The following is a 20,474-nucleotide window of genomic DNA, read 5'->3' as shown; positions in this document are numbered from 1 at the left end:
TCCTTCCCTTCCGTTAACTCTATGTGGTTATTGCTGGTGGATGAATGCACTTATTTTTGAGTGTTCATTCGCCTACATTTATTGGTTAAGTCTGCACTTTTTATTTAATTTGTTTAACGCTAAATCTGTTTTAACGTCAAACCCTGTAGGGTTGCAGCTTTTCGGTTATTTATCTTGGCTGAACAGTTGATCTAACTTGTCTTCAAAGGCGTGGTAGCCTAAGTATTTATACAAGTCTTTACGGGTCTGCATAGTGTCTAGCACGTTGCGTTGATGACCATCATTCATCAGCGCTTGCATGACGTTCAGTGCGGCTTGGTTGGCTGCACGGAAAGTACCGAGTGGATAAAGCACCATGTCGGCACCCGCCTCGGCGAGTTCTTCTTTATTGAACAATTGGGTTTGACCAAATTCAGTCATGTTCGCCAAAATCGGTGCTTTTACCTGTGCTTTAAAATGGCGATATTGGTCTAGCTCAGTTAAGGCTTCGGCGAAGATCATGTCGGCACCGGCGGCGATATACGCTTGAGCACGTTCAATTCCCGCTTCTAAACCTTCCACGGCGACCGCATCGGTACGCGCCATGATCACAAAGTTAGGATCGGTACGGGCATCGACGGCCGCTTTAATGCGATCGACCATTTCTTCAATGCTCACGACCGCTTTGTTAGGTCTATGGCCGCAACGCTTTTGCGACACTTGGTCTTCCATGTGCACAGCAGCGACGCCGATTTTTTCGAATTCTTTGATGGTACGAGCAATGTTGAATGCGCCGCCCCAGCCAGTATCGATATCGACCAATAAAGGCACCTGCGTGGCGGAGGTGATGCGGCCGGCATCAATCAGCACGTCATTCATTGAGGTCATGCCCAAGTCAGGCAAACCGTAGGAAGCATTGGCAACGCCAGCGCCCGAAAGATACAAGGCTTGGAAGCCTGTTTGTTCTGCCATTAAGGCAAAATAGGCATTGGTGGTGCCAACGATTTGTAACGGTTTGGCCTTAGCAAGAGCTTGGCGAAAACGTAATCCTGCGCTTTGAGTCATGGTTTTATTCTTTTCCATTTTATGGGAAGTGGGCATATTGAGCCGTAAGAACTTAGCTAATGTTGGCTAAGGTTTCTTTTGCGGCTGCATTGGCTTGCAATTCAATTAAGCGTAATTCGGTATTTTTACGCCCTTGTTCGATATGGCGGCGCATCAGCAAACTGGCCAACTCACCATCGCGCTGGGCAATGGCTTCGACTATGCGTCTGTGTTCGGCAATCGCTTTCACGGGGCGATTTTTATTGGTGCACTGGTAGCGGTACATACGTAGCAAGTGATACAGACCACCGACTAAGGTTTCCTGCAGATGCTTGTTACCGCTGGCTTGAATAATTTGGTAGTGGAAGTCGACATCGCCTTCCTCTTGGAAGTAAGTATCACCCTTGGCGAGCGCCGCTTCTTGCGTTGCGAGCAGATCTTCTAGCTTGGCTAATTGTTCTGGGGTGATACGGCTGGCGGCGAGTTCGCAGGCCATGCCTTCAAGCACGCTACGTAGTTGATATAAATCGTTAAGTTCACTCACTGTTAGCTGGGCGACGCGGGCACCAACATGGGGCGCACGCACCACTAAACGTTGTCTTTCTAAGGTTTGCAGGGCTTCGCGGGTCGGGCCGCGGCTGATGCCGTACTTTTCGGCCAGTGCTTGCTCGTTAATCTTGCTGCCCGCAGGCAGTTCGCCCTTGATGATGCTGGTTTGGATCTGCACCAAAATTTGATCGGCTAATGTGGTCGACGTCTTATCTGCCGAGGTCGATTTGACCTTGTGTAGGTGGGGAACTTGAGTGTCATCAGAAACGAACGTCGTGTCTTGCTTCAACATAGAGCGCATCACTATTAATAGGATTGTCGACAATGGGTAAAAAATAGCCCTCCCTTGGTGGATTGTCAACAATGTGTTTACTTAGACGTAAGTCTATATTTCAATGAATTTCTGTTTTTGCTATTGATTTTTAACATTTTATTTTTATTATCTCGTTGTTAATATTTTATGTTATGAATATTTAAATATTAAATTGTCAACAATGACGTGGTTTTAACCTTCCAACCTCGTTGCGGATGTTGATGGTTTTGGGGAAAATCGTCCAAATGCATTTGGCATGTTTATCCTTCGCGTTATGCTATGGGCGGAATGAGACATTTGGGGATGACAGTGGAAAAAGTGTTAGTGAGCAGTTGTTTACTCGGGCAAGCGGTGCGCTACGACGGTGGTCATAACTTGATGGAGAGCGAACTTGTACAGACGTGGCTTGAGCAAGGGCGGATTGTAGCGATTTGTCCCGAATGTGCAGGCGGTTTGCCGACACCCAGACCGCCTGCTGAGCGGGTTGGGCAGCGTATCTTAACCGCTCAGGGTGAGGATGTGACCCACGCTTTTAGTCTGGGAGCCGATCTCGCCCTTAAGCTGGCGCAGCAAGAAGGCATTAAAGTGGCGATCCTAAAAGCCCGCAGTCCATCCTGTGGTAATAGGCAGATTTACGATGGTCAATTTGTAAAACAGTTAATTGCGGGACAAGGATTAACAGCTGAAAAACTCAGCGCCGCAGGAATAACCGTATTCAATGAATTGGAGTTATCCGCTGCAGCGGCATACGTTGCTGAACTAGAGCAAAGCTAGAGACGAGCTAGCTTGCTTGAGTGTGATTTGGGCTGGTGGCCTTATTGTTCACACTTTGATGTGTTTGGAGTAAAGCATGAATTTGTTGATCTTTTTCCGCCCACACTTGGTTTAACCAGCGCTGGAATTCGACGCGGTACTCAGACTCAGAGAAATAACGTGCCGCATCTACCTGAGGCACGGGCAGGGCGTTAATTCGCACAATAATCTTACTGACCTTACCATTCATCACCCCAAACAGAATATCGTCAGGCGCATCTGGGTAGACGATTGTCATATCCAGCAGGTTAGTAAATTGTTCGCCCATGGCTGATAAGGTAAAGGCGATACCACCCGCTTTAGGACGTAACAAATGTTGATAAGGCGAGTTTTGGCGCTGATGTTTATCTTGGGTAAAACGGCTGCCTTCAACATAGTTAATGATTGACGTGGGCATATTGCTAAACTTGGCACAGGCGCGGCGTGTGGTCGCTAAATCTTTGCCCTTAAGCTTTGGATTCTTTTTAAGTTTTGCTGGGCTGGTTCTATTCATAAATGGCATATCCAGCGCCCAACATCCTAGGCCCATGATGGGCACATAGATGAGTTCTTTTTTGAGGAAGAACTTCAGCATAGGGATGTGGTTACGTAACACGTAAGTTTGCGCGGCGATATCGAATCCACTGAGGTGGTTGCTGATCAGCAAATACCAGCTGTTTTTATCGAGTCCTTCGAGCCCTTTGACATCCCACTCAATTTTAGCGATCAAATACAAGATGCCACCGTTGCAGCAGGCCCAAGCCCACATAAAACGGTTCATGACCGTAGTCACCGCATTGCGCGCACCTTGTGCTGGCATCACAAGTTTCACTAATCCGCCAATGCTGATAAGCGAGCCCCAAACGGCGGTATTAATGATCAGCAAGCTTAAGCTCAGCATAAACAACACTGAACCAGGCAGGAAATTCAACATAGTGGCGTTACCTTTATTCTTTATTCTTTATTCTTTATTCTTTATTCGCTTGGCTAGCGAGTTGGCTTAACACTTGATCCTTAGTGAGCCAGAGTTGATTCAGTTGTTCTTGGAAGCCAATTTTAAAATCGCGGTCATTCATATAATCGCCGCGCATCGCAGGATCAATATCGGAGACCTTGATGTGTACTTTAACGCTTGGCAACTTGCCTGTCAGGTAGTCCCAATAGCTCGGTACTGCGTCTGGGTAGTAAATGGAGACATCGACTAGCTTGTGGATCTGTTCACCCATGGCTGATAGCGCGAAGGCCATTCCGCCCGCTTTAGGTTTTAGCAAATGTTGGAACTGTGAGTTTTGTTTTTGATGCTTAGCCTTGCTGAAGCGCGTGCCTTCGACAAAGTTCATCACACTCACAGGCTTAGCCTTAAACTTAGCACAGGCTTTACGTGTAATTTCAATGTCTTTGCCCTTTAACTTAGGGTTCTTACGCAACTGTGCTGTGCTATAACGACGCATAAAAGGAAAATCGAGTGCCCACCAAGCTAGGCCTAATACGGGCACAAAAATCAGCTCTTGCTTGAGGAAAAACTTTAAGAAAGGGATTTTTCGGTTAAAAATCCGCTGCAGGATCAGGATATCGACCCAAGACTGGTGGTTGGCAATCACCATGTACCACTCTTTAGTGGAAAAGTCGGTGTCACCACTCAGTTCAATCTTAACGGGATGTAAGCAGCGTTCAATTACGCCATTAACACTGATCCAAGCGCTGGCACAAAAATCGAGCACATGACTAGTCGCAGTCCTTAATAGACTGATAGGTATCAGTTTTATAAAACTGATTAACACGATTGGGATAGTCCAAAAGACGGTATTTATAACGTAACCTAAAAATGCAATACAGCCTTTTATCTGTGAAAACAGCATTCCCATCCGAGCCCCCTGACAAAAATTGGAGGCCTATGTTACTCGGTGTAGGCGTTTGGCTCAATCTTAGGCACTGCTGGTCGGTGCATTTGTTCATCTTCACTGTAAAGCGGCTGATTCAATATTGCTGGGATAGTCGTGCTAGCAACCTATCCATAGCACGATAACCCAGTGCTTGGGCAAGATGGCGGCGTTCGGTGTTAGGTGCTTGTTCAAGATCGGCGATAGTGCGGGCGACTCTTTGTATACGATGAAAACTGCGAACCGAAAGGCCAAGCTTGACCACGCTTTGCTCCAAAAACACTAAATCAGCATCACTGAGCCCGCTGAAGCGTTTCAATTGTTTCCCTGTAAGTTCGCTATTGAGCACACCAGCACGGGCGAGTTGTAGTTCACGTGCTAGCTTAACTCGTTTGGCGATATCTTGGCTGGTTTCTGTCTGCGGCGCGGCTTGAGTTAAAGTGCCCGCGGGAAGTTTGGGCACTTCTATGGTCAAGTCGAAACGATCGAGAAACGGACCTGAAAGCCGCGAAAGGTAACGTTGGATTTGTTCAGGGCTGGATCTATGATGGCTATCCAAGTCGCCACTAGGGCTAGGATTCATCGCTGCGATTAATTGGAATCGACTCAAAAATGTCAGTTTAGCGGCGGCGCGGGAAATCACTACTTCGCCGGTTTCCATCGGTTCGCGCAGGCAATCTAAGACTTTACGCGGAAATTCAGCCACTTCATCCAAGAATAATACACCGCGATGGGCGAGGGAGATCTCACCGGGTTTTGGGATACTGCCACCGCCCACGAGGGAGATCGAAGAACTCGTGTGGTGCGGCGCCCTAAATGGTCGCTGTAAAAAATGCTGCGGTTTAATGTCGAGTCCAGCAACGGAATGAATTGCCGCCACTTCTAACGCTTCCTCATAATTGAGCGCGGGCAATAGTGCCATCATGCGGCTGGCAAGCATGGTCTTGCCTGTACCTGGCGGGCCTAGCATCAAGAGGTTGTGGTTACCCGCAGCGGCAATTTCGAGTGCTTGCTTAGCCTGATATTGGCCAATCACATCGCTCAGGCAAGTATGGGACTCGGGTGTCTCTTGGCTTACCCATTCTAACTGTGGCGCCAGTGTGGGCAGTTGGTTTTGCCCTTGTAAATACGCGGCTAGACTTTGCAGATGCGAACCAAATAACACATTGGGATAGCCGACTAGCTCTGCATCGTGGCGGTTATCTAGCGGTAAGACCAAGGTATGGTCTTGGCGCTTCGCAGCGATAATCGCGGGCAATAACCCTTGGCAGTAACGTATGTGCCCTGACAGTGCCAGCTCGCCGACAAACTCGATATTTTTTAAACTGTTAATGGGAATCTGTTCCGAAGCAGCCAATATGCCCACGGCGATGGGTAAGTCGTAGCGGCCACCTTGTTTAGGTAAATCAGCTGGCGCGAGATTGACGGTTATCCGTCGCATCGGAAACTCGAATCCCGCATTGATCAAGGCACTGCGTACTCGCTCACGGGCTTCTTTTACCGAAGCTTCGGGTAAGCCTACAAGATTAAATGCTGGTAAGCCGTTGCTGAGATGCACTTCAACTGTGACTTGTGGAGCTTCGACCCCACAACTGGCTCGGGTATTGACACAGGCAATCGCCATAAACAAATCCTTTTGTTGATCTTTTTCGCTGAATTTGAGTGTAGCAGTAATTAATGGGAGGGGTTTCCTATCGCCTAGGTCGTTGCCCTTCTCATTAGCAAGCCGTTGACTCTGGCTTTGCTAATCGTGTGATAGGCTTGGCAATTTGCCTTATTTGAAGATGGCAAATAGTTGATAGAAATGATAAAAAACAAACATTGGAGTCGTGAGGTAAATATGGATATATTTTTAGCAGAAAATTCCCCCATTCGTCGGCAGTTGTTAGAGCAAAAGCTGGCGCAGTTTAAAGACCCACATCTTGCCCATACGCTTTCGGCATTTATTCGCAATAGTGTCGATCTCTATCCCTGTGCAATCGAAGATTATGCTCAGTTAGGTAACAGCCGGATGGGTGGATTGCCGGATTTGCCTGTGGGAATGGATTACCCCGTCACTCTGGTCGGAAGGGAGGAGATGCTTGATGGCTATGTTGAGAGCTTTGGCCATACCCGCGAGTTTATTAATGAGCATTGGCGGGAGGACTGGCAGGACGATTGGGAGACTGATGAGGAGCATAATTGGGATTGGGACGAGGCGGCGCAAGCCTTCCGTGTGCCCATGCAATTTATCGCACAGCTCAACTGCAGCGACCTGAAGGCGTTTCAATCTTATTTGCCTCGAGAAGGGCGATTGTTGTTCTTTTTGGAGCGCTGGCGATTCTCGGAAATGCTTCGCGGCCATGTCTATTATGTCGCTGAGGATCAGCAACTGAACTCTGGAAAAGCGATTGCCGAACCTAAGTTCGACGATGCGGTATGTGCAAACTATGAGTATGAAGAGGCTTATCAACTTCAGGGAATTGCCAGCATTAAGATGATAGCCCCTGACATGATTAATAGTGACAACCCGCATTTAGTAAAGTTAGCCAAGGCACGTTTACAAGCGCTACCAGAACCGCAACAAGCTATGGTGCTGGAGGCCCTAGCGGTTGTGGATGATGAATTGGCACCAGAGTGGCAAGATCAGCTCAAGGGCTATGAGCTGATACAATTGAATGAGCACGGGTTTATCCCTGGTCAGATTCTCACTCAATCGCAATGGGCTAATACCGACTGGCAGTCATCCAACTTGCAGGCATTGCTGGTCCCCGAGCAGCCGCTGCCGTATTACAATGGTATCGCCAGCATTAATGGCCATGGCGATAGTCGCTATAAAGCCCCCGAACTCCATGCCGCGGCTGAATTAGGCGGCAATGCCGAAGATTATCTAGTACTGTTCAAAGTCGTCTACAGTGAGCATTCTATGCAATTGAATTTTATTATCCACCGGGACGATCTCGCGTCGGGTCAATTTGAACGCATTTACTGCATTTATGATTATTAGTTCATTGAAAGGTTGGCTACTGCCAACCTTTTTGTTTGGCGCTCCGGGCTACACAGCAATCGGAGTACATCGAGACGATTGAAGGTGTATGTTGTGACCGATTAAAAGAAGAGTCGCAAGCACAATTTAGTGCCTTTGAATGAATATGAGTTATAAAGGATTGATTCTGGGAGAAATGATTACCACTGAATAGATTGAGTGCTTGATAGTTATATTTAATTATTTCAATCAGTTAATAGAGATTAGTCAACCTATGCCATTATATGAGGGCATCGTTGCACAGTCTCATTTGGTTTACCCTCCACTGAAAATCATGGTTCCCCTCCCCACGACCTTGATTCAACTCGACCGCTAGGCTGCATTAACGTCTGAGTTCTAACTTGTATTCCTTTTAAGTCCCCGTCATTTTCTCCGTGGTTAGGTCGCAAGACTGACTATAAGGCCGCCATTTACATCCCCATAAATATTCTGCTACTGAGCCACTCGAACTCCTTATACAGACAGGGTGTCGGAATAAATAGTCAGCATATAAAGTATACTTTGTATCATTTTGTGGTTTAATCGAAACATCTGCTGCCGATTTTAGCAACATTTTGGGTGGTGATGCGGTAACAAGGTTGTGAATCGATAATAATAAAGTGACCTCTTGTGAAGGATGACATTTGAGGGAACATGGTCGAGGAGAACTCGCCTATGCGTTCGTGGATGTTAGCGTGTATGTTTATCTGTACTGCGGGTTTTGGTGGGGCAGCATGGGCAAAACTCGATGTGGTTTTTTTTAATCCTGGGGCTGTCGATGACAGTTTTTGGGGAGATGTCGACCAATTGATGTTGGCGGCATCGACGACACTCGATATTAAACTCGATATCATTCATTCCGATCGCAATCACTTCAAGATGATCACTCAACTCGATGAGTTGTTAGCTTCTGCAAAGGCGTTACCTAATTACGTTATTCTGGTTAATGAAAAACAATCCGCGATAAAAATGCTACAGGCGCTTTATCCTCACCCTGTCTATGTGCAATTGATTTTAAATGATATTTCCCCTGGCGAGCGTGATGCCTTGCTGCAAGATCCCCATTGGCAAGAATATCTGTTACCCGCCATTATTCCCGATAATTACGCTATTGGTTCGGCGACCGCTAAGGCCTTAATGGACGACTTAGAGGGAAAGGCGGCTAAAGTTCTGTTGATTTCGGGCGATAAATCGACGCCTGCTTCAGTGCTACGAACCCAAGGTGCCAGTGACTATTTCTTTATGCAGTCCAATGCCACTCTGACTCAAACGGTTTATGGCCAATGGAGTGAGGCAGTGGCTTATGGGCAAGCGTTAACCCTGCTGAATCGTTATCCTGATCTGAATGTGATTTGGGCCGCCAGTGATCGTATGGCGATTGGGGTGCTTAAGGCATTGAAGGAAAAAGGTTTGGTGTCTGGTAAAGATGTATTTGTCGGTACGATCAATACTTCACCTGAGATTTTACAGCTTTGTCGCCAGCACTCTGTGAGTGTTATTGGTGGCGGGCATTTTTTGGTTGGCGCTTTAGGTTTGGTCGAATTGCAATATTATCAGCAGCATAAAAAATATCTCCCCTATGACAATGTTGCCTTGTTCGGTGTTTTGCAACCAGATTCGGCATTTTATCAAATGTTAGTTGCTCGAGATTGGCCACAGATTTTCCAGTCTCAGATTTTGAATAAGTTGCCCCTCAAGGCGTAATAACAGGTGTACATGAAGCATCGTAATCATTCTATTAGCCACAAGATGACGCTGATTATTATTGGGGTGAGCTCGTTTTTTGCTGTATTAACTATGCTGGTACAGTTGATTTGGAACTATCAGGATAGTATCGATAATGCGACTTCGGATATCCGCGAGTATTCAGAATCTATTTTGCCAAGCGTGGCTAAGTCGCTGTGGGACGTCGACCGTAGCTTGTTATCGGATTTGCTCTCTGGACTGGGGATGATGCCACTAGTGTCGAGTGTACATTTAGACAGTATCGATGGCGTCACTATGCATCTGGGTAAACCTTTGTTAACCGATGACGAGTCGCAAACTCTATTTCACTATCCTGTGACCTATCAAGAGCAGTCGATAGCGACTTTGACTGTAGGGTTAGATACCAATCGGCTTTACTACGAGCTGTGGAGGCAGTTGATTTTTATCGTGCTCGGTAATGGGTTAAAGACCCTATTGATGATTTATTTGATTTTGACCTTAGTGCGACTCATGGTGACAGATAGATTGTCGGCACTGGAAGATTTCACTAATAAAATCAATCTTAACTCGTTAAAAAAGTTATCTGTGCCCGAGACGGTAACCGCAAGACCCGATGAAATAGCCCATGTGGCATTGTCACTTAAGGGCATGTATCAAAGGATACGTAATGATTTAGCCATCAATAAACGTCAGCAACGTGCACTGCAACAACAACAGCATTTATTGTCTGACTTAGTCAAAGAACGAACTAAAGAATTAGATTGGCAGTCGCAGTCGAATCAATTGTTGGCTGAGATTTCGTTGCAATTTTTGAGCATAGATACCTGCAATGTGGATAAAACCTTAACTGAGGTATGCCACAAAATAGGTCAGTTATTTGATGTTGAAAGGGTGAGTCTTCTCGAATTCAATCAGCAGCATGCCTATTACCGCAGCTTTTGGACCAGTGACTTACACGCAAATAAGGTCCAAGTGATTTCGGTAGATAATATTGCTCAACTGGCTAAAAAATTCGAGACGGAATCGACCTTAGTGATTGAGGATCTTGAGGCGTTAAAGGCTTTTTCACCACAGGAATATGAGGTAATGAAATCCGTGGGGATATGTTCGATTGCCGCCTTTGCGATTAAAAATGCTGGGGAGTTATTGGGATTGCTCTCGCTGTCGACTGTGTCGCGGCCATTAAATTGGAACGCCCAGAAAAAGAATATGCTGACCCAATTCGCCTCCGCATTGAACGAGTTACTGCTACGCGAACAGAAAGAGCGTCAGATGATAGTGCTACAACAAGCGCTGGTTGCCGCGAATAGCCAATTAAAGGTGATGGCTGAAACCGATGAGTTAACTGGCTTAGCTAATAGACGACCCTTTACCGAAAGATTAGCTACTGTGCTACAAGCTAACACTCCAGCGGGATTGTTAATGTTGGATATCGATTATTTCAAATCCTACAACGACACTTATGGTCATCTTGAAGGCGATACTGTGCTCAAGCGAGTGGCAGATGCCTTAGCACAGTGCGATATCCTGCCGCATAATGCTCTATTGGCTCGCATTGGTGGTGAAGAGTTTGCTTTGGTCGTCGAGCAGGTCACGCCAGCACAGTTAACGGCTATTGCTACGCAACTGTGTTATCTCGTTGAGCAACTCAATATTCCCCATCAAGTATCTCCCTTGGCTGTGGTGACGATCAGTATTGGCAGCGTGTTTTTGCCATTAGATAAGATCTCGGGGTTTAAGATGGCCGACGTATTACGCCGCGCCGATGTTTGCCTCTATCGCGCTAAGGATAAAGGTCGCAACAGAGTCGAGGTTGAAGTGATTTAATGGGAGCCGGTTGAAGGTGACGTTACTCTTTCGCCAAGATATCCCAACGCGTTGCTGGATTGGCTACTGAGCTTCAAGAGTCTAGGCTCTATGCTGCAAAATTGGAGACATATTCGGTTAGCATCACCACGCCACAGACGCCCTCAATCATGCTAACTAATTGATAACATTTATGTGAAACATAGCGGTAGATAAGTCGCTAAGATAAAAATTACCCAAGGTGAGGTAATATTAGGCGGCAGATGAGATATAATCTGCCGCCTAATGTCGATTTAGCGATGCACTCTGAGTGACATCCATGCTGCCATTCTGGACGTATTTTACGTAACGCAACTAAGCAAAGCCACGACTGCATAGTCAATTCTATTGGCTTAAATGTACGTTCTAGCAGCTCAATATCAAAGCCACCGCGCTCGGATGTCTAATGCCATCGAGTCGAGTAAAATAATTAAATGCTGTATATTCAGTCGCTTCGACATAAAACATTACTTAAATGATGCAAGTGCATTAGCGCTATGCGTGTGCTGCGAGAGCGGAGTCACGCATAACTCGTGAATTTGCAGATATACTGAGTGCACCCTAATGATTGTCATCTAAGCGCTCATTCATCTCAGGGGTGAAAGTGGTCAATACAATCTTGTTGTGCAGCGACCAGACAAAGCAAACTTTGCTCAAATACAATGAATTCAACTGACACGCGAGCAATAAGGCGCGGGTTGGTCCTAGTTAGTCCAGTGTTAAATGAAAGGTGTTACATGAGTCTCTTTGATAACGTGATGATTATATTGTGTCTAATCGGCGCGAGTTGTTTTTTCTCTATGTCAGAAATTGCACTTGCCGCTTCACGTAAAATTCGTTTACGTCAGTTAGCCGATGAGGGCGATGCACGAGCAGAAAAAGTGCTGCAGTTACAAGCCGTTCCCGGCAGCTTTTTTACGGTAGTACAAATTGGTCTTAATGCCGTTGCCATCATGGGCGGTATTGTGGGTGAGTCGGCATTTCGGCCTTACTTCTATCAGTTGCTTTCCCCTTTAGTTGCCGAGCCTTGGCTGAGCCAATTGAGCTTTGTTTTATCCTTCATAACGGTAACCAGCGCCTTTATTTTAGTCGCCGATTTAATGCCAAAACGCATTGCCATGGCGATGCCTGAGCCTGTCGCTTTAGCTGTTGTCGGGCCTATGTCTTTCTGTATTGTGCTATTACGCCCATTAGTGTGGTTTTTCAATGGCATGGCTAGTGGTATCTTTAAACTGCTGCAGATCCCAACCGTGCGTAACGATGCCATCACCTCCGACGACATTTATGCCGTCATGAATGCGGGTGCCGAAGCTGGGGTGCTAGATCGCGGTGAGCAACAGATGATGGAAAATGTGTTTGAAATGCAAACCGTTTCTGTGACTTCGGCCATGACGGCCCGTGAAAGCTTAGTGTACTTTTTACTGCAAGACAGTGAAGAAGATATCAAGCGTAAAATTTCTGAAGATCCCCATACTAAGTTCCTCGTCTGCGATGGTCAGTTGGATATGATCAAAGGCTTCGTGGATGCGAAAGAATTGCTGATCCGTGTGATCAACGGTGAGAATATCATCTTAAAAGGCAGTAACTTAGTCCATACTTCGCTGATCATTCCCGATACGCTCAGCCTGTCAGAAGCGATGGAATACTTTAAAAATAGTCGCGCCGATTTTGCCGTGGTCATGAACGAATACGCCTTAGTGGTGGGGATTGTCACGACTAACGATCTACAGCGCGCTGTAATGGGGGCTTGGTCATTGCACGAGAGCGAAGAGCAGATCATCGCCCGTGATAGCAACTCTTGGTTAGTTGACGGTGTGACGCCTATTACCGACGTAATGCGCGCCTTTGGTATTGAGGAGTTTCCGCATAATCAGAACTACGAAACCATTGCTGGTTTTATGATGTATATGCTGCGTAAAATCCCTAAGCGTACGGATTTCGTGAACTATGCGGGCTATAAATTTGAGGTGGTCGATATCGATTCGTACAAGGTCGATCAGCTATTGGTGACCCGTATCGATCCTATTGATAAGCTCAACTCGCCGGATGTGTAATCCTGTCATCTTGTGTTGATTGCCTTGCGATAGAAATCCTGTGGCAATAGCTCGTTAGCACCAATTTGATCGCAACTGTTCGATAGTGAAGCGGTTCTCTTTAGCTAAGTTTTTAGCTTTTTGAGAGCCGTTTTGGTTTTCTATCTCGTTGAAACTATTTACTCGCACTTTTATTTTGTATTACTTTCCCCGTTTAAATCACATCCAAAAACGCATTAACGATGGGATCATCAAGTCGTTTCACTTTGCAGCAGCAACCTAACTCGAACGGTGGAATCGCCACCGGCGACGAGAGCAGCTGAATGCGATCACGCACTGGGCTGTTATTGATCACCACTTCTGGGCTCATGCTCACGCCACAACCTAACGCTACCATAGAGGCGATCGCTTCTTGGCCCGAAACTTGGGCGTAAATATTAGGGCTGATGCCCATTTGTTTGAACCAGTTATCGGCGCGGCGCCGTCCTGGGCCGTGATCTGGGATGATAAAGGGTACGCTCGACCAATCGATGGGCGTTTGACTCACTTGTTGCTGTACTGCACAGCGGATCGTCGGTGCGATAATCGACAGTGGCACATCGTCGATTTTGGCAAAATGTAAGCTGCTGGGGAAAGGATCGGGCAGGGCGGCGATGGCGATATCGGCGCGATTCTGCTGCACTTCTGCTAGCGCGTTGGCTGCATCTCCCGTGGTTAAGGCGATTTCGACGAAGGGATGCTCTTGGCGGAATAGATCCAATAAACCCGGTAAATGACTGTAGGCGGCAGTGACCGAGCAATACAGATTTAACCGACCGCGCAGTACGTCTTGCTTGAGATCGATACTGTGCTTGAGTGTGCTCCAATGGTTCAAAGTCTGCTCGGCGAATCGCTTAAACTCGTGTCCCGCGTGGGTTAAGGTCACGCTGCGATTATCTCGCTCTAACAGTTTAGCGTTCACTTCTTCTTCTAATCTTTGCAGGGCTCGGCTTAAAGTCGATGGGCTCACATGCATCTGCTCCGCGGTCTTGGCGAAGTGCAAACTGTCACATAAGTGCAGGTACAATTTGAGGGTACGAATATCCATAACTTATCCTGTTTATCCTGAGCTTGAGTGCTGCATATTGCCACCGATGTTGCTGCCAGTGTTACTGAGCGTTATTGCGGCTCACGTTGCGTATAATGCAATATGAAGTTCCGAATATATCATTTTAAGCAATGATAAGCATGGGTTATAGTGATTTCAATCACAACCAAGTCGTAACATTATGTTAGTTTGGTTGCGTCCAAAATTTCTGACTTATAGGTGGTATATCAGATGGCTAACTATTTTAACTCTCTGAATTTACGTCAACAATTAGCACAGCTTGGCCAATGTCGTTTCATGGATCGTTCTGAGTTTAGCGACGGCTGTAACTACATCAAAGATTGGAATATTGTTATTTTAGGTTGTGGTGCTCAAGGTCTTAATCAAGGCTTGAACATGCGTGATTCGGGTCTGAATATCTCTTTTGCCCTGCGTTCTGAAGCGATTGAACAGAAACGTGCCTCATGGCAAAAAGCGACTGACAACGGTTTTTGTGTCGGTACCTTTGAAGAATTAATACCCGCGGCGGATCTGGTACTTAACCTGACGCCGGACAAACAGCATTCAAACGTGGTTAACGCAGTTATGCCACTGATGAAGCAAGGCTCTACCTTGTCTTACTCACACGGCTTCAACATCGTTGAAGAGGGTATGCAAGTTCGTTCCGATATCACTGTGGTGATGGTTGCGCCTAAGTGCCCTGGCACTGAAGTGCGTGAAGAATACAAACGTGGTTTTGGTGTGCCTACCCTTATCGCGGTTCACCCAGAAAACGATCCAAACGGTGACGGTTTAGAGATTGCTAAAGCCTATGCTAGCGCAACGGGTGGAGACAGAGCCGGTGTTTTACTGTCGTCTTTCATCGCAGAAGTGAAGTCGGATCTGATGGGCGAGCAAACCATTCTGTGCGGTATGTTGCAGACGGGTGCCATCTTAGGTTACGAGAAAATGATCGCCGATGGCGTTGAGCCAGGCTACGCGGCCAAGCTTATCCAGCAAGGTTGGGAAACGGTCACTGAAGCGCTGAAACACGGCGGCATCACTAACATGATGGACCGTTTGTCTAATCCAGCCAAGATTAAAGCATTTGAAATTGCAGAAGATTTAAAAGAAATTCTGCAACCATTATTTGAAAAGCACATGGATGACATCATCAGCGGCGAATTCTCACGCACTATGATGGAAGACTGGGCGAACGATGATGCGAACTTGCTGCGTTGGAGAGCGGAAACTGGCGAAACAGGTTTCGAAAATGCGCCCGTATCGAGTGAGCATATCGACGAACAAACCTATTTCGACAAAGGTATTTTCCTTGTTGCTATGATCAAAGCGGGTGTGGAACTGGCGTTCGATACCATGGTGTCTGCGGGTATTGTGGAAGAGTCGGCCTATTACGAGTCACTGCACGAAACCCCACTGATCGCTAACACGATTGCCCGTAAGCGCTTATACGAAATGAACGTAGTGATTTCAGACACAGCTGAATACGGTTGCTATCTGTTCAATCACGCAGCCGTACCTATGCTGCGCGACTATGTTAATGCCATGTCATCTGAGTATTTAGGTGCTGGCCTGAAAGACTGCGCAACCGGTGTCGACAACCTAACGCTCATCGCTGTTAACGAAGCGATTCGTGAAACGGCAGTGGAATATGTTGGCGCTGAGCTTCGCGGTTACATGACTGATATGAAGAGCATTGTTGAGGCTTAAGTGATAGTGAGTTAAGCCCAGCATTGGGGGAGAGGGTTGAGACTCAAAGGACTTGGGTCTCAACTCAGTTCCCAAGCAAGCTCAAGATAGTGAAACGCGCATCTTGAGCTTGCTTAGTGATAAATCAGTTAGTGAGAAACAAATTTTTTCCTGTTCAGTGGGTTGTCGAGCGGGCAAAAACGACACAGTTAGTGAGTCTATCGTTCAGTAGGTGAATCGCGCCGACTGAGGCTCAACAGTTAACGTTTTACTTTGTTGTTTTGCATTGTCTCGGCAGGGAAGCTGAATTTTTTTTGACAAAAGATATTTTTTATTGTGTTTGGCCGTTGCTTTATGGTAAAGCTAATAGCTCGCGCTAGGGCAAAGCCCAAAGCGATACTAACTTTCATGCAATATCCCAATTTTAGAAACACCGATTAGGAATCCATATTGATGTTTAACCAAGCTGCCAAGCTCATTCTCGTGATTATTACCGTCGTGATTATTAAATCACAGCGGGGGCGGCGCATGGCGAACTGATAGACCTAAAAGGTTAAAAGTTTCGAAAGAACCCCCCGCTCCGAAAGGACCGGGGGGTTCTTCGTTTCAGGGCCTAGAGTAAGGTTCTAAGCTTCGAAAGAGTAAAAAATTAGCGTCGATTTTCGGCAATTCAGGACTAACGTAGCGAGAGAGAATATGGAACCAGGGCAGATGATCAGAGGCGCAGACGCGGTAATCAAAGTGTTAGCAGCACATGGAGTCACCACAGTGTTTGGTTACCCAGGTGGTGCCATTATGCCAATATACGATGCCCTCTATGGAAGCCCTGTTGAACATCTGCTCAGCCGTCACGAACAAGGCGCCGCCTTTGCGGCCGTAGGATACGCAAGAGCCAGCGGTAAAACCGGCGTGTGCTTTGCGACCTCAGGCCCAGGCGCGACTAACCTGATCACTTCCTTAGCCGACGCGCTGTTAGATTCAGTGCCTATCGTGGCCATCACAGGCCAAGTCTCCACCGCCGTTATCGGCACCGACGCCTTTCAAGAAATCGACGTGCTGGGCATGTCACTGAGCTGCACTAAGCACAGTTTTATGGTGACAAACATCAACGATCTTATCCCAACCTTGTATCAAGCTTTTGAGATCGCCGCATCCGGCCGCCCTGGTCCTGTGTTGGTCGATATCCCGAAGGATATCCAACTCGCTCACCTCGAATACCGTACACCTTTGCTGGCCGTCATGAACGAACCCCAAGCCGAGATGAGTGATATCGAGGCTGCCCGTGCGCTGTTGGCAGAAGCGAAACAACCTATGTTGTATGTCGGTGGCGGTGTGGGCATGGCGGGCGCGGTCGATCAACTGCGTGAGTTTATCAAAGTAACGGGTATACCTTCGGTCGCGACCTTGAAAGGGCTTGGCAGTATCGCCCACGGCACGCCAGGTTACTTAGGCATGTTAGGCATGCATGGTGGCAAAGCGGCTAACTTAGCGGTACAGGATTGTGATTTGCTGATCGTGGTTGGCGCCCGTTTCGACGACAGAGTCACCGGCCGTTTAGCGAGCTTTGCCGACAAGGCCAAAGTGATCCATTTAGACATAGACGCCGCTGAGCTGGGCAAGTTACGTATGCCAGAGGTGGCAATCGCCGGTGACTTACGCCAAATCCTCCCCGCCTTAGCCATGTCGATGAACATTACGCCTTGGCAGGCTGAGGTGGAGCATTTATCCCGTAAGCATCAATGGGATTATCAACACCCCGGCAGTTTGATCTATGCGCCTGCGCTGCTGCGCCGTTTAGCCAATAAATTACCCGAAGACAATGTTGTTTGTTGCGATGTGGGCCAGCACCAAATGTGGGTGGCCCAGCATATGTGGTTCCGCCGTCCAGAAGATCACCTGTCCAGCGCTGGCTTAGGCACTATGGGCTTTGGCTTACCCGCCGCCATTGGTGCGCAAGTGGCGCGTCCCGATGCGACTGTGGTGACTGTCTCTGGTGATGGTTCTTTTATGATGAATGTGCAGGAGCTGACCACCATCAAACGCCGTAAGTTGCCGGTGAAGATAGTGCTGATCGACAATCAAAAACTCGGCATGGTGAAGCAGTGGCAACAGCTATTCTTTGAAGAGCGTTACAGCGAAACGGATTTATCTGATAACCCAGATTTTGTGTTATTGGCCTCCGCCTTTGATATCCCCGGCCGGACGATTTTTTCTTCCGACGAAGTGGAAGAAGCCTTAACCGAAATGTTAGCGGCTAAGGGCCCGTATTTGTTACACGTTGCAATCGACGATGCTTTTAACGTTTGGCCACTGGTGCCCCCCGGCGCATCAAACAGCGATATGATGGACGAAATGGAGAAACAAACATGATCCACTCTCTGGAATTAACGGTTCAACAACGCCCCGAAGTGCTTGAGCGTGTTTTGCGCGTGACTCGCCATCGAGGCTTTACGATTACCCAAATGCAGATGCGTATGAATGACGATGCGAGCCTGTCGCTGGATATGGAGGTCGATAGCGAACGTGCCATCGAACTGTTAAGTAATCAGTTGAATAAACTGATTGATGTGACCCAGTGTAAGGTATTGTTACCGCTGAGCTTGCAACAAACGGCGAATGCTTAAGCATTCGCCATGTGAATTAAGAATACGATTTTCGATTTGAGATAAAGGATACAGTCAATGCCAAAGTTACGATCAGCTACCAGTACCGAAGGCCGCAATATGGCGGGTGCCCGTGCGCTATGGCGCGCCACAGGGGTGAAAGACAATGATTTTGGTAAGCCAATTATCGCCATTGCTAACTCCTTTACTCAGTTTGTACCGGGTCATGTGCACTTAAAAGACATGGGGTCACTGGTGGCGAGCGCCATCGAAGAAGCGGGCGGTATCGCCAAAGAATTCAATACGATCGCCGTCGATGACGGTATCGCCATGGGCCACGGCGGTATGCTCTATAGTCTGCCATCACGTGAGCTTATCGCCGACAGTGTGGAATACATGGTTAACGCCCACTGCGCCGATGCTTTAGTCTGTATCTCCAACTGCGACAAGATCACCCCCGGCATGTTGATGGCGGCGCTGCGCCTCAATATTCCTGTGGTATTCGTGTCTGGCGGACCGATGGAAGCAGGCAAGACTAAGTTGTCGGATAAACTCATCAAGCTCGACTTAGTCGATGCCATGATAGCCGGCGCCGATTCGAACGTGAGCGATGAAGACAGTGCCAAAATTGAGCGTAGCGCGTGCCCAACCTGCGGCTCTTGCTCTGGCATGTTTACCGCTAACTCAATGAACTGTTTAACCGAAGCCCTAGGGTTATCGCTGCCGGGTAACGGTTCTATGCTGGCAACCCACGCCGATCGTCGCGAGCTGTTTTTGGAAGCGGGTCGCCGGGTGATGGCGCTGGCAAAACGTTATTATCATCAAGATGATGAATCGGCATTGCCACGCAATATCGCTAACTTTAAAGCCTTCGAAAATGCCATGACCTTAGATATCGCCATGGGCGGTTCATCTAATACCGTATTGCATTTATTGGCCGCCGCGCAGGAAGCCGATGTCGATTTTACCATGGCGGATATCGACCGTATGTCGCGCCTGGTGCCACACCTTTGTAAGGTTGCGCCCTCGACGCCTAAATACCATATGGAAGACGTGCACCGTGCGGGCGGCGTGATGGGGATTTTAGGTGAGCTAGACAGAGCCGGATTACTGCATACCGATGTGTTCCATGTGGCGGCCGATGAAGGTGGCAATTTGAAGTCTGTATTGGCGAAATACGATGTGATGCAGACGCAAGATGAAAAAGTAAAACATTTCTTTATGGCGGGACCTGCGGGGATTCCGACCACTAAAGCCTTTAGCCAAGATTGTCGCTGGCCGTCACTGGATAATGACAGACAAGAAGGCTGTATCCGTAGCCGCGAGTTTGCCTTCAGCCAAGAGGGCGGTCTTGCCGTATTGTCGGGTAATGTGGCCGAAAACGGCTGTATCGTTAAAACGGCGGGCGTAGATGAATCTAATCTGACCTTCATCGGCTCGGCGCGCGTTTATGAAAGCCAAGATGATGCAGTGGCGGGCATTTTAGGCGGTGAAGTGGTGGCGGGCGACGTGGTTGTTATCCGTTACGAAGGCCCGAAAGGTGGCCCAGGTATGCAAGAAATGTTGTACCCAACCAGTTACTTAAAATCACGCGGGCTAGGCAAGGCCTGCGCGCTGATCACCGACGGTCGTTTCTCCGGTGGCACTTCAGGTTTATCGATTGGCCACGTCTCACCCGAAGCGGCAGCTGGCGGCACTATCGCCTTGATTGAAAATGGCGATCGCATCGAAATTGATATACCCAAGCGCAGCATCAAGCTGGCGTTAAGCGATGCTGAACTCAATGCTCGCCGCGAAAAAATGCACAGTCTTGGCCCAATGGCGTGGAAACCTATTGGTCGCCAGCGTTATGTGTCACTCGCGCTTAAGGCCTACGCCATGCTCGCCACCAGTGCCGACAAGGGCGCGGTGCGCGATCGCAGTAAACTGGAGGACTAATTATGTTTACT

The 20,474-nt window shown here is 47.7% G+C and carries 15 protein-coding genes; 9 read left to right on the top strand and 6 right to left on the bottom strand.

Annotated features, from left to right (window positions below; translation table 11 throughout):
* Nucleotides 1-165 precede the first annotated feature (165 nt).
* Both prpB and L5M37_RS16765 read right to left on the bottom strand, forming a co-directional pair.
* Nucleotides 166-1,044, bottom strand: coding sequence for a methylisocitrate lyase (prpB, locus tag L5M37_RS16770; RefSeq protein WP_006084450.1), 879 nt, complete (start codon nt 1,042-1,044; stop codon nt 166-168).
* A gap of 52 nt (nt 1,045-1,096) precedes the next feature.
* Entirely contained in the window at nt 1,097-1,864 is a 768-nt protein-coding gene (locus L5M37_RS16765; RefSeq protein ID WP_006084449.1) for a GntR family transcriptional regulator, read from the bottom strand.
* A gap of 300 nt (nt 1,865-2,164) precedes the next feature.
* Here L5M37_RS16765 and L5M37_RS16760 point away from each other — a divergent pair, with 300 nt between their 5' ends.
* Nucleotides 2,165-2,659, top strand: coding sequence for a DUF523 domain-containing protein (locus L5M37_RS16760; protein WP_263201296.1), 495 nt, complete (start codon nt 2,165-2,167; stop codon nt 2,657-2,659).
* A gap of 7 nt (nt 2,660-2,666) precedes the next feature.
* Here L5M37_RS16760 and L5M37_RS16755 read toward each other — a convergent pair whose 3' ends face one another.
* From L5M37_RS16755 to L5M37_RS16745, 3 genes are all read right to left on the bottom strand, one after another.
* On the bottom strand, nt 2,667-3,611 hold the full coding sequence (locus L5M37_RS16755) for an acyltransferase (protein ID WP_263201294.1): 945 nt from the start codon (nt 3,609-3,611) through the stop codon (nt 2,667-2,669).
* A 34-nt stretch (nt 3,612-3,645) separates the two neighbouring features.
* The gene (locus L5M37_RS16750; protein ID WP_263201293.1) at nt 3,646-4,542 is read right to left on the bottom strand and encodes an acyltransferase; all 897 of its coding nucleotides are present in this window, start codon (nt 4,540-4,542) and stop codon (nt 3,646-3,648) included.
* Nucleotides 4,543-4,654: 112 nt separating this feature from the next.
* Nucleotides 4,655-6,181, bottom strand: a complete 1,527-nt coding sequence (locus L5M37_RS16745) for a YifB family Mg chelatase-like AAA ATPase (protein WP_105250475.1) — start codon at nt 6,179-6,181, stop codon at nt 4,655-4,657.
* 216 nt (nt 6,182-6,397) lie between these two features.
* On the opposite strand from L5M37_RS16745, the gene L5M37_RS16740 reads away from it, so the two are divergent.
* The 4 genes from L5M37_RS16740 (at nt 6,398) to L5M37_RS16725 (ending at nt 13,167) form a co-directional block, all read left to right on the top strand.
* Nucleotides 6,398-7,543, top strand: coding sequence for a YwqG family protein (locus L5M37_RS16740; protein ID WP_263201292.1), 1,146 nt, complete (start codon nt 6,398-6,400; stop codon nt 7,541-7,543).
* 693 nt (nt 7,544-8,236) lie between these two features.
* Nucleotides 8,237-9,265 carry an ABC transporter substrate-binding protein gene (locus tag L5M37_RS16735; protein WP_263201291.1) on the top strand — a complete coding sequence of 343 codons (1,029 nt, stop codon included), beginning with the start codon at nt 8,237-8,239 and terminating at the stop codon, nt 9,263-9,265.
* Between the two features lie 45 nt (nt 9,266-9,310).
* Nucleotides 9,311-11,095 carry a GGDEF domain-containing protein gene (locus L5M37_RS16730; protein ID WP_105253010.1) on the top strand — a complete coding sequence of 595 codons (1,785 nt, stop codon included), beginning with the start codon at nt 9,311-9,313 and terminating at the stop codon, nt 11,093-11,095.
* Nucleotides 11,096-11,850: 755 nt separating this feature from the next.
* Nucleotides 11,851-13,167, top strand: coding sequence for a hemolysin family protein (locus L5M37_RS16725; protein WP_263201290.1), 1,317 nt, complete (start codon nt 11,851-11,853; stop codon nt 13,165-13,167).
* 193 nt (nt 13,168-13,360) lie between these two features.
* On the opposite strand, the gene ilvY is transcribed toward L5M37_RS16725, so the two are convergent.
* Nucleotides 13,361-14,233, bottom strand: coding sequence for an HTH-type transcriptional activator IlvY (ilvY, locus tag L5M37_RS16720; RefSeq protein ID WP_105250471.1), 873 nt, complete (start codon nt 14,231-14,233; stop codon nt 13,361-13,363).
* A gap of 231 nt (nt 14,234-14,464) precedes the next feature.
* Here ilvY and ilvC point away from each other — a divergent pair, with 231 nt between their 5' ends.
* The 4 genes from ilvC (at nt 14,465) to ilvD (ending at nt 20,463) form a co-directional block, all read left to right on the top strand.
* On the top strand, nt 14,465-15,943 hold the full coding sequence (gene ilvC / locus L5M37_RS16715) for a ketol-acid reductoisomerase (protein ID WP_263201289.1): 1,479 nt from the start codon (nt 14,465-14,467) through the stop codon (nt 15,941-15,943).
* Nucleotides 15,944-16,618: 675 nt separating this feature from the next.
* Complete coding sequence (ilvG, locus tag L5M37_RS16710) at nt 16,619-18,292, top strand: acetolactate synthase 2 catalytic subunit (protein WP_168825976.1); 1,674 nt, start codon at nt 16,619-16,621, stop codon at nt 18,290-18,292.
* Nucleotides 18,289-18,546 carry an acetolactate synthase 2 small subunit gene (gene ilvM, locus L5M37_RS16705; RefSeq protein ID WP_006083459.1) on the top strand — a complete coding sequence of 86 codons (258 nt, stop codon included), beginning with the start codon at nt 18,289-18,291 and terminating at the stop codon, nt 18,544-18,546. The genes ilvG and ilvM overlap by 4 nt, the downstream gene beginning before the upstream one ends.
* Nucleotides 18,547-18,603: 57 nt before the next feature.
* Nucleotides 18,604-20,463: a dihydroxy-acid dehydratase gene (ilvD, locus tag L5M37_RS16700; protein ID WP_263201288.1), complete on the top strand. Its 1,860-nt coding sequence runs from the start codon at nt 18,604-18,606 to the stop codon at nt 20,461-20,463.
* Nucleotides 20,464-20,474 lie beyond the last annotated feature (11 nt).

Source organism: Shewanella sp. SM69 (genome assembly GCF_025653985.1).
In the GTDB taxonomy this organism is placed as follows: Bacteria; Pseudomonadota; Gammaproteobacteria; order Enterobacterales; family Shewanellaceae; genus Shewanella; species Shewanella oncorhynchi.
This window is presented reverse-complemented; position numbering and strand designations above follow the sequence as displayed.

What these genes read in the sequence shown, in the direction of transcription:
- L5M37_RS16750 (WP_263201293.1), bottom strand. Translation starts at nt 4,542, where the DNA reads ATGGGAATGCTGTTTTCACAGATAAAAGGCTGTATTGCATTTTTAGGT.
- prpB (WP_006084450.1), bottom strand. Translation starts at nt 1,044, where the DNA reads ATGACTCAAAGCGCAGGATTACGTTTTCGCCAAGCTCTTGCTAAGGCC.
- ilvM (WP_006083459.1), top strand. Translation starts at nt 18,289, where the DNA reads ATGATCCACTCTCTGGAATTAACGGTTCAACAACGCCCCGAAGTGCTT.
- L5M37_RS16765 (WP_006084449.1), bottom strand. Translation starts at nt 1,864, where the DNA reads ATGTTGAAGCAAGACACGACGTTCGTTTCTGATGACACTCAAGTTCCC.
- ilvG (WP_168825976.1), top strand. Translation starts at nt 16,619, where the DNA reads ATGGAACCAGGGCAGATGATCAGAGGCGCAGACGCGGTAATCAAAGTG.
- ilvY (WP_105250471.1), bottom strand. Translation starts at nt 14,233, where the DNA reads ATGGATATTCGTACCCTCAAATTGTACCTGCACTTATGTGACAGTTTG.
- L5M37_RS16760 (WP_263201296.1), top strand. Translation starts at nt 2,165, where the DNA reads ATGGGCGGAATGAGACATTTGGGGATGACAGTGGAAAAAGTGTTAGTG.
- L5M37_RS16740 (WP_263201292.1), top strand. Translation starts at nt 6,398, where the DNA reads ATGGATATATTTTTAGCAGAAAATTCCCCCATTCGTCGGCAGTTGTTA.
- L5M37_RS16755 (WP_263201294.1), bottom strand. Translation starts at nt 3,611, where the DNA reads ATGTTGAATTTCCTGCCTGGTTCAGTGTTGTTTATGCTGAGCTTAAGC.
- L5M37_RS16745 (WP_105250475.1), bottom strand. Translation starts at nt 6,181, where the DNA reads ATGGCGATTGCCTGTGTCAATACCCGAGCCAGTTGTGGGGTCGAAGCT.
- ilvC (WP_263201289.1), top strand. Translation starts at nt 14,465, where the DNA reads ATGGCTAACTATTTTAACTCTCTGAATTTACGTCAACAATTAGCACAG.
- ilvD (WP_263201288.1), top strand. Translation starts at nt 18,604, where the DNA reads ATGCCAAAGTTACGATCAGCTACCAGTACCGAAGGCCGCAATATGGCG.
- L5M37_RS16730 (WP_105253010.1), top strand. Translation starts at nt 9,311, where the DNA reads ATGACGCTGATTATTATTGGGGTGAGCTCGTTTTTTGCTGTATTAACT.
- L5M37_RS16735 (WP_263201291.1), top strand. Translation starts at nt 8,237, where the DNA reads ATGCGTTCGTGGATGTTAGCGTGTATGTTTATCTGTACTGCGGGTTTT.
- L5M37_RS16725 (WP_263201290.1), top strand. Translation starts at nt 11,851, where the DNA reads ATGAGTCTCTTTGATAACGTGATGATTATATTGTGTCTAATCGGCGCG.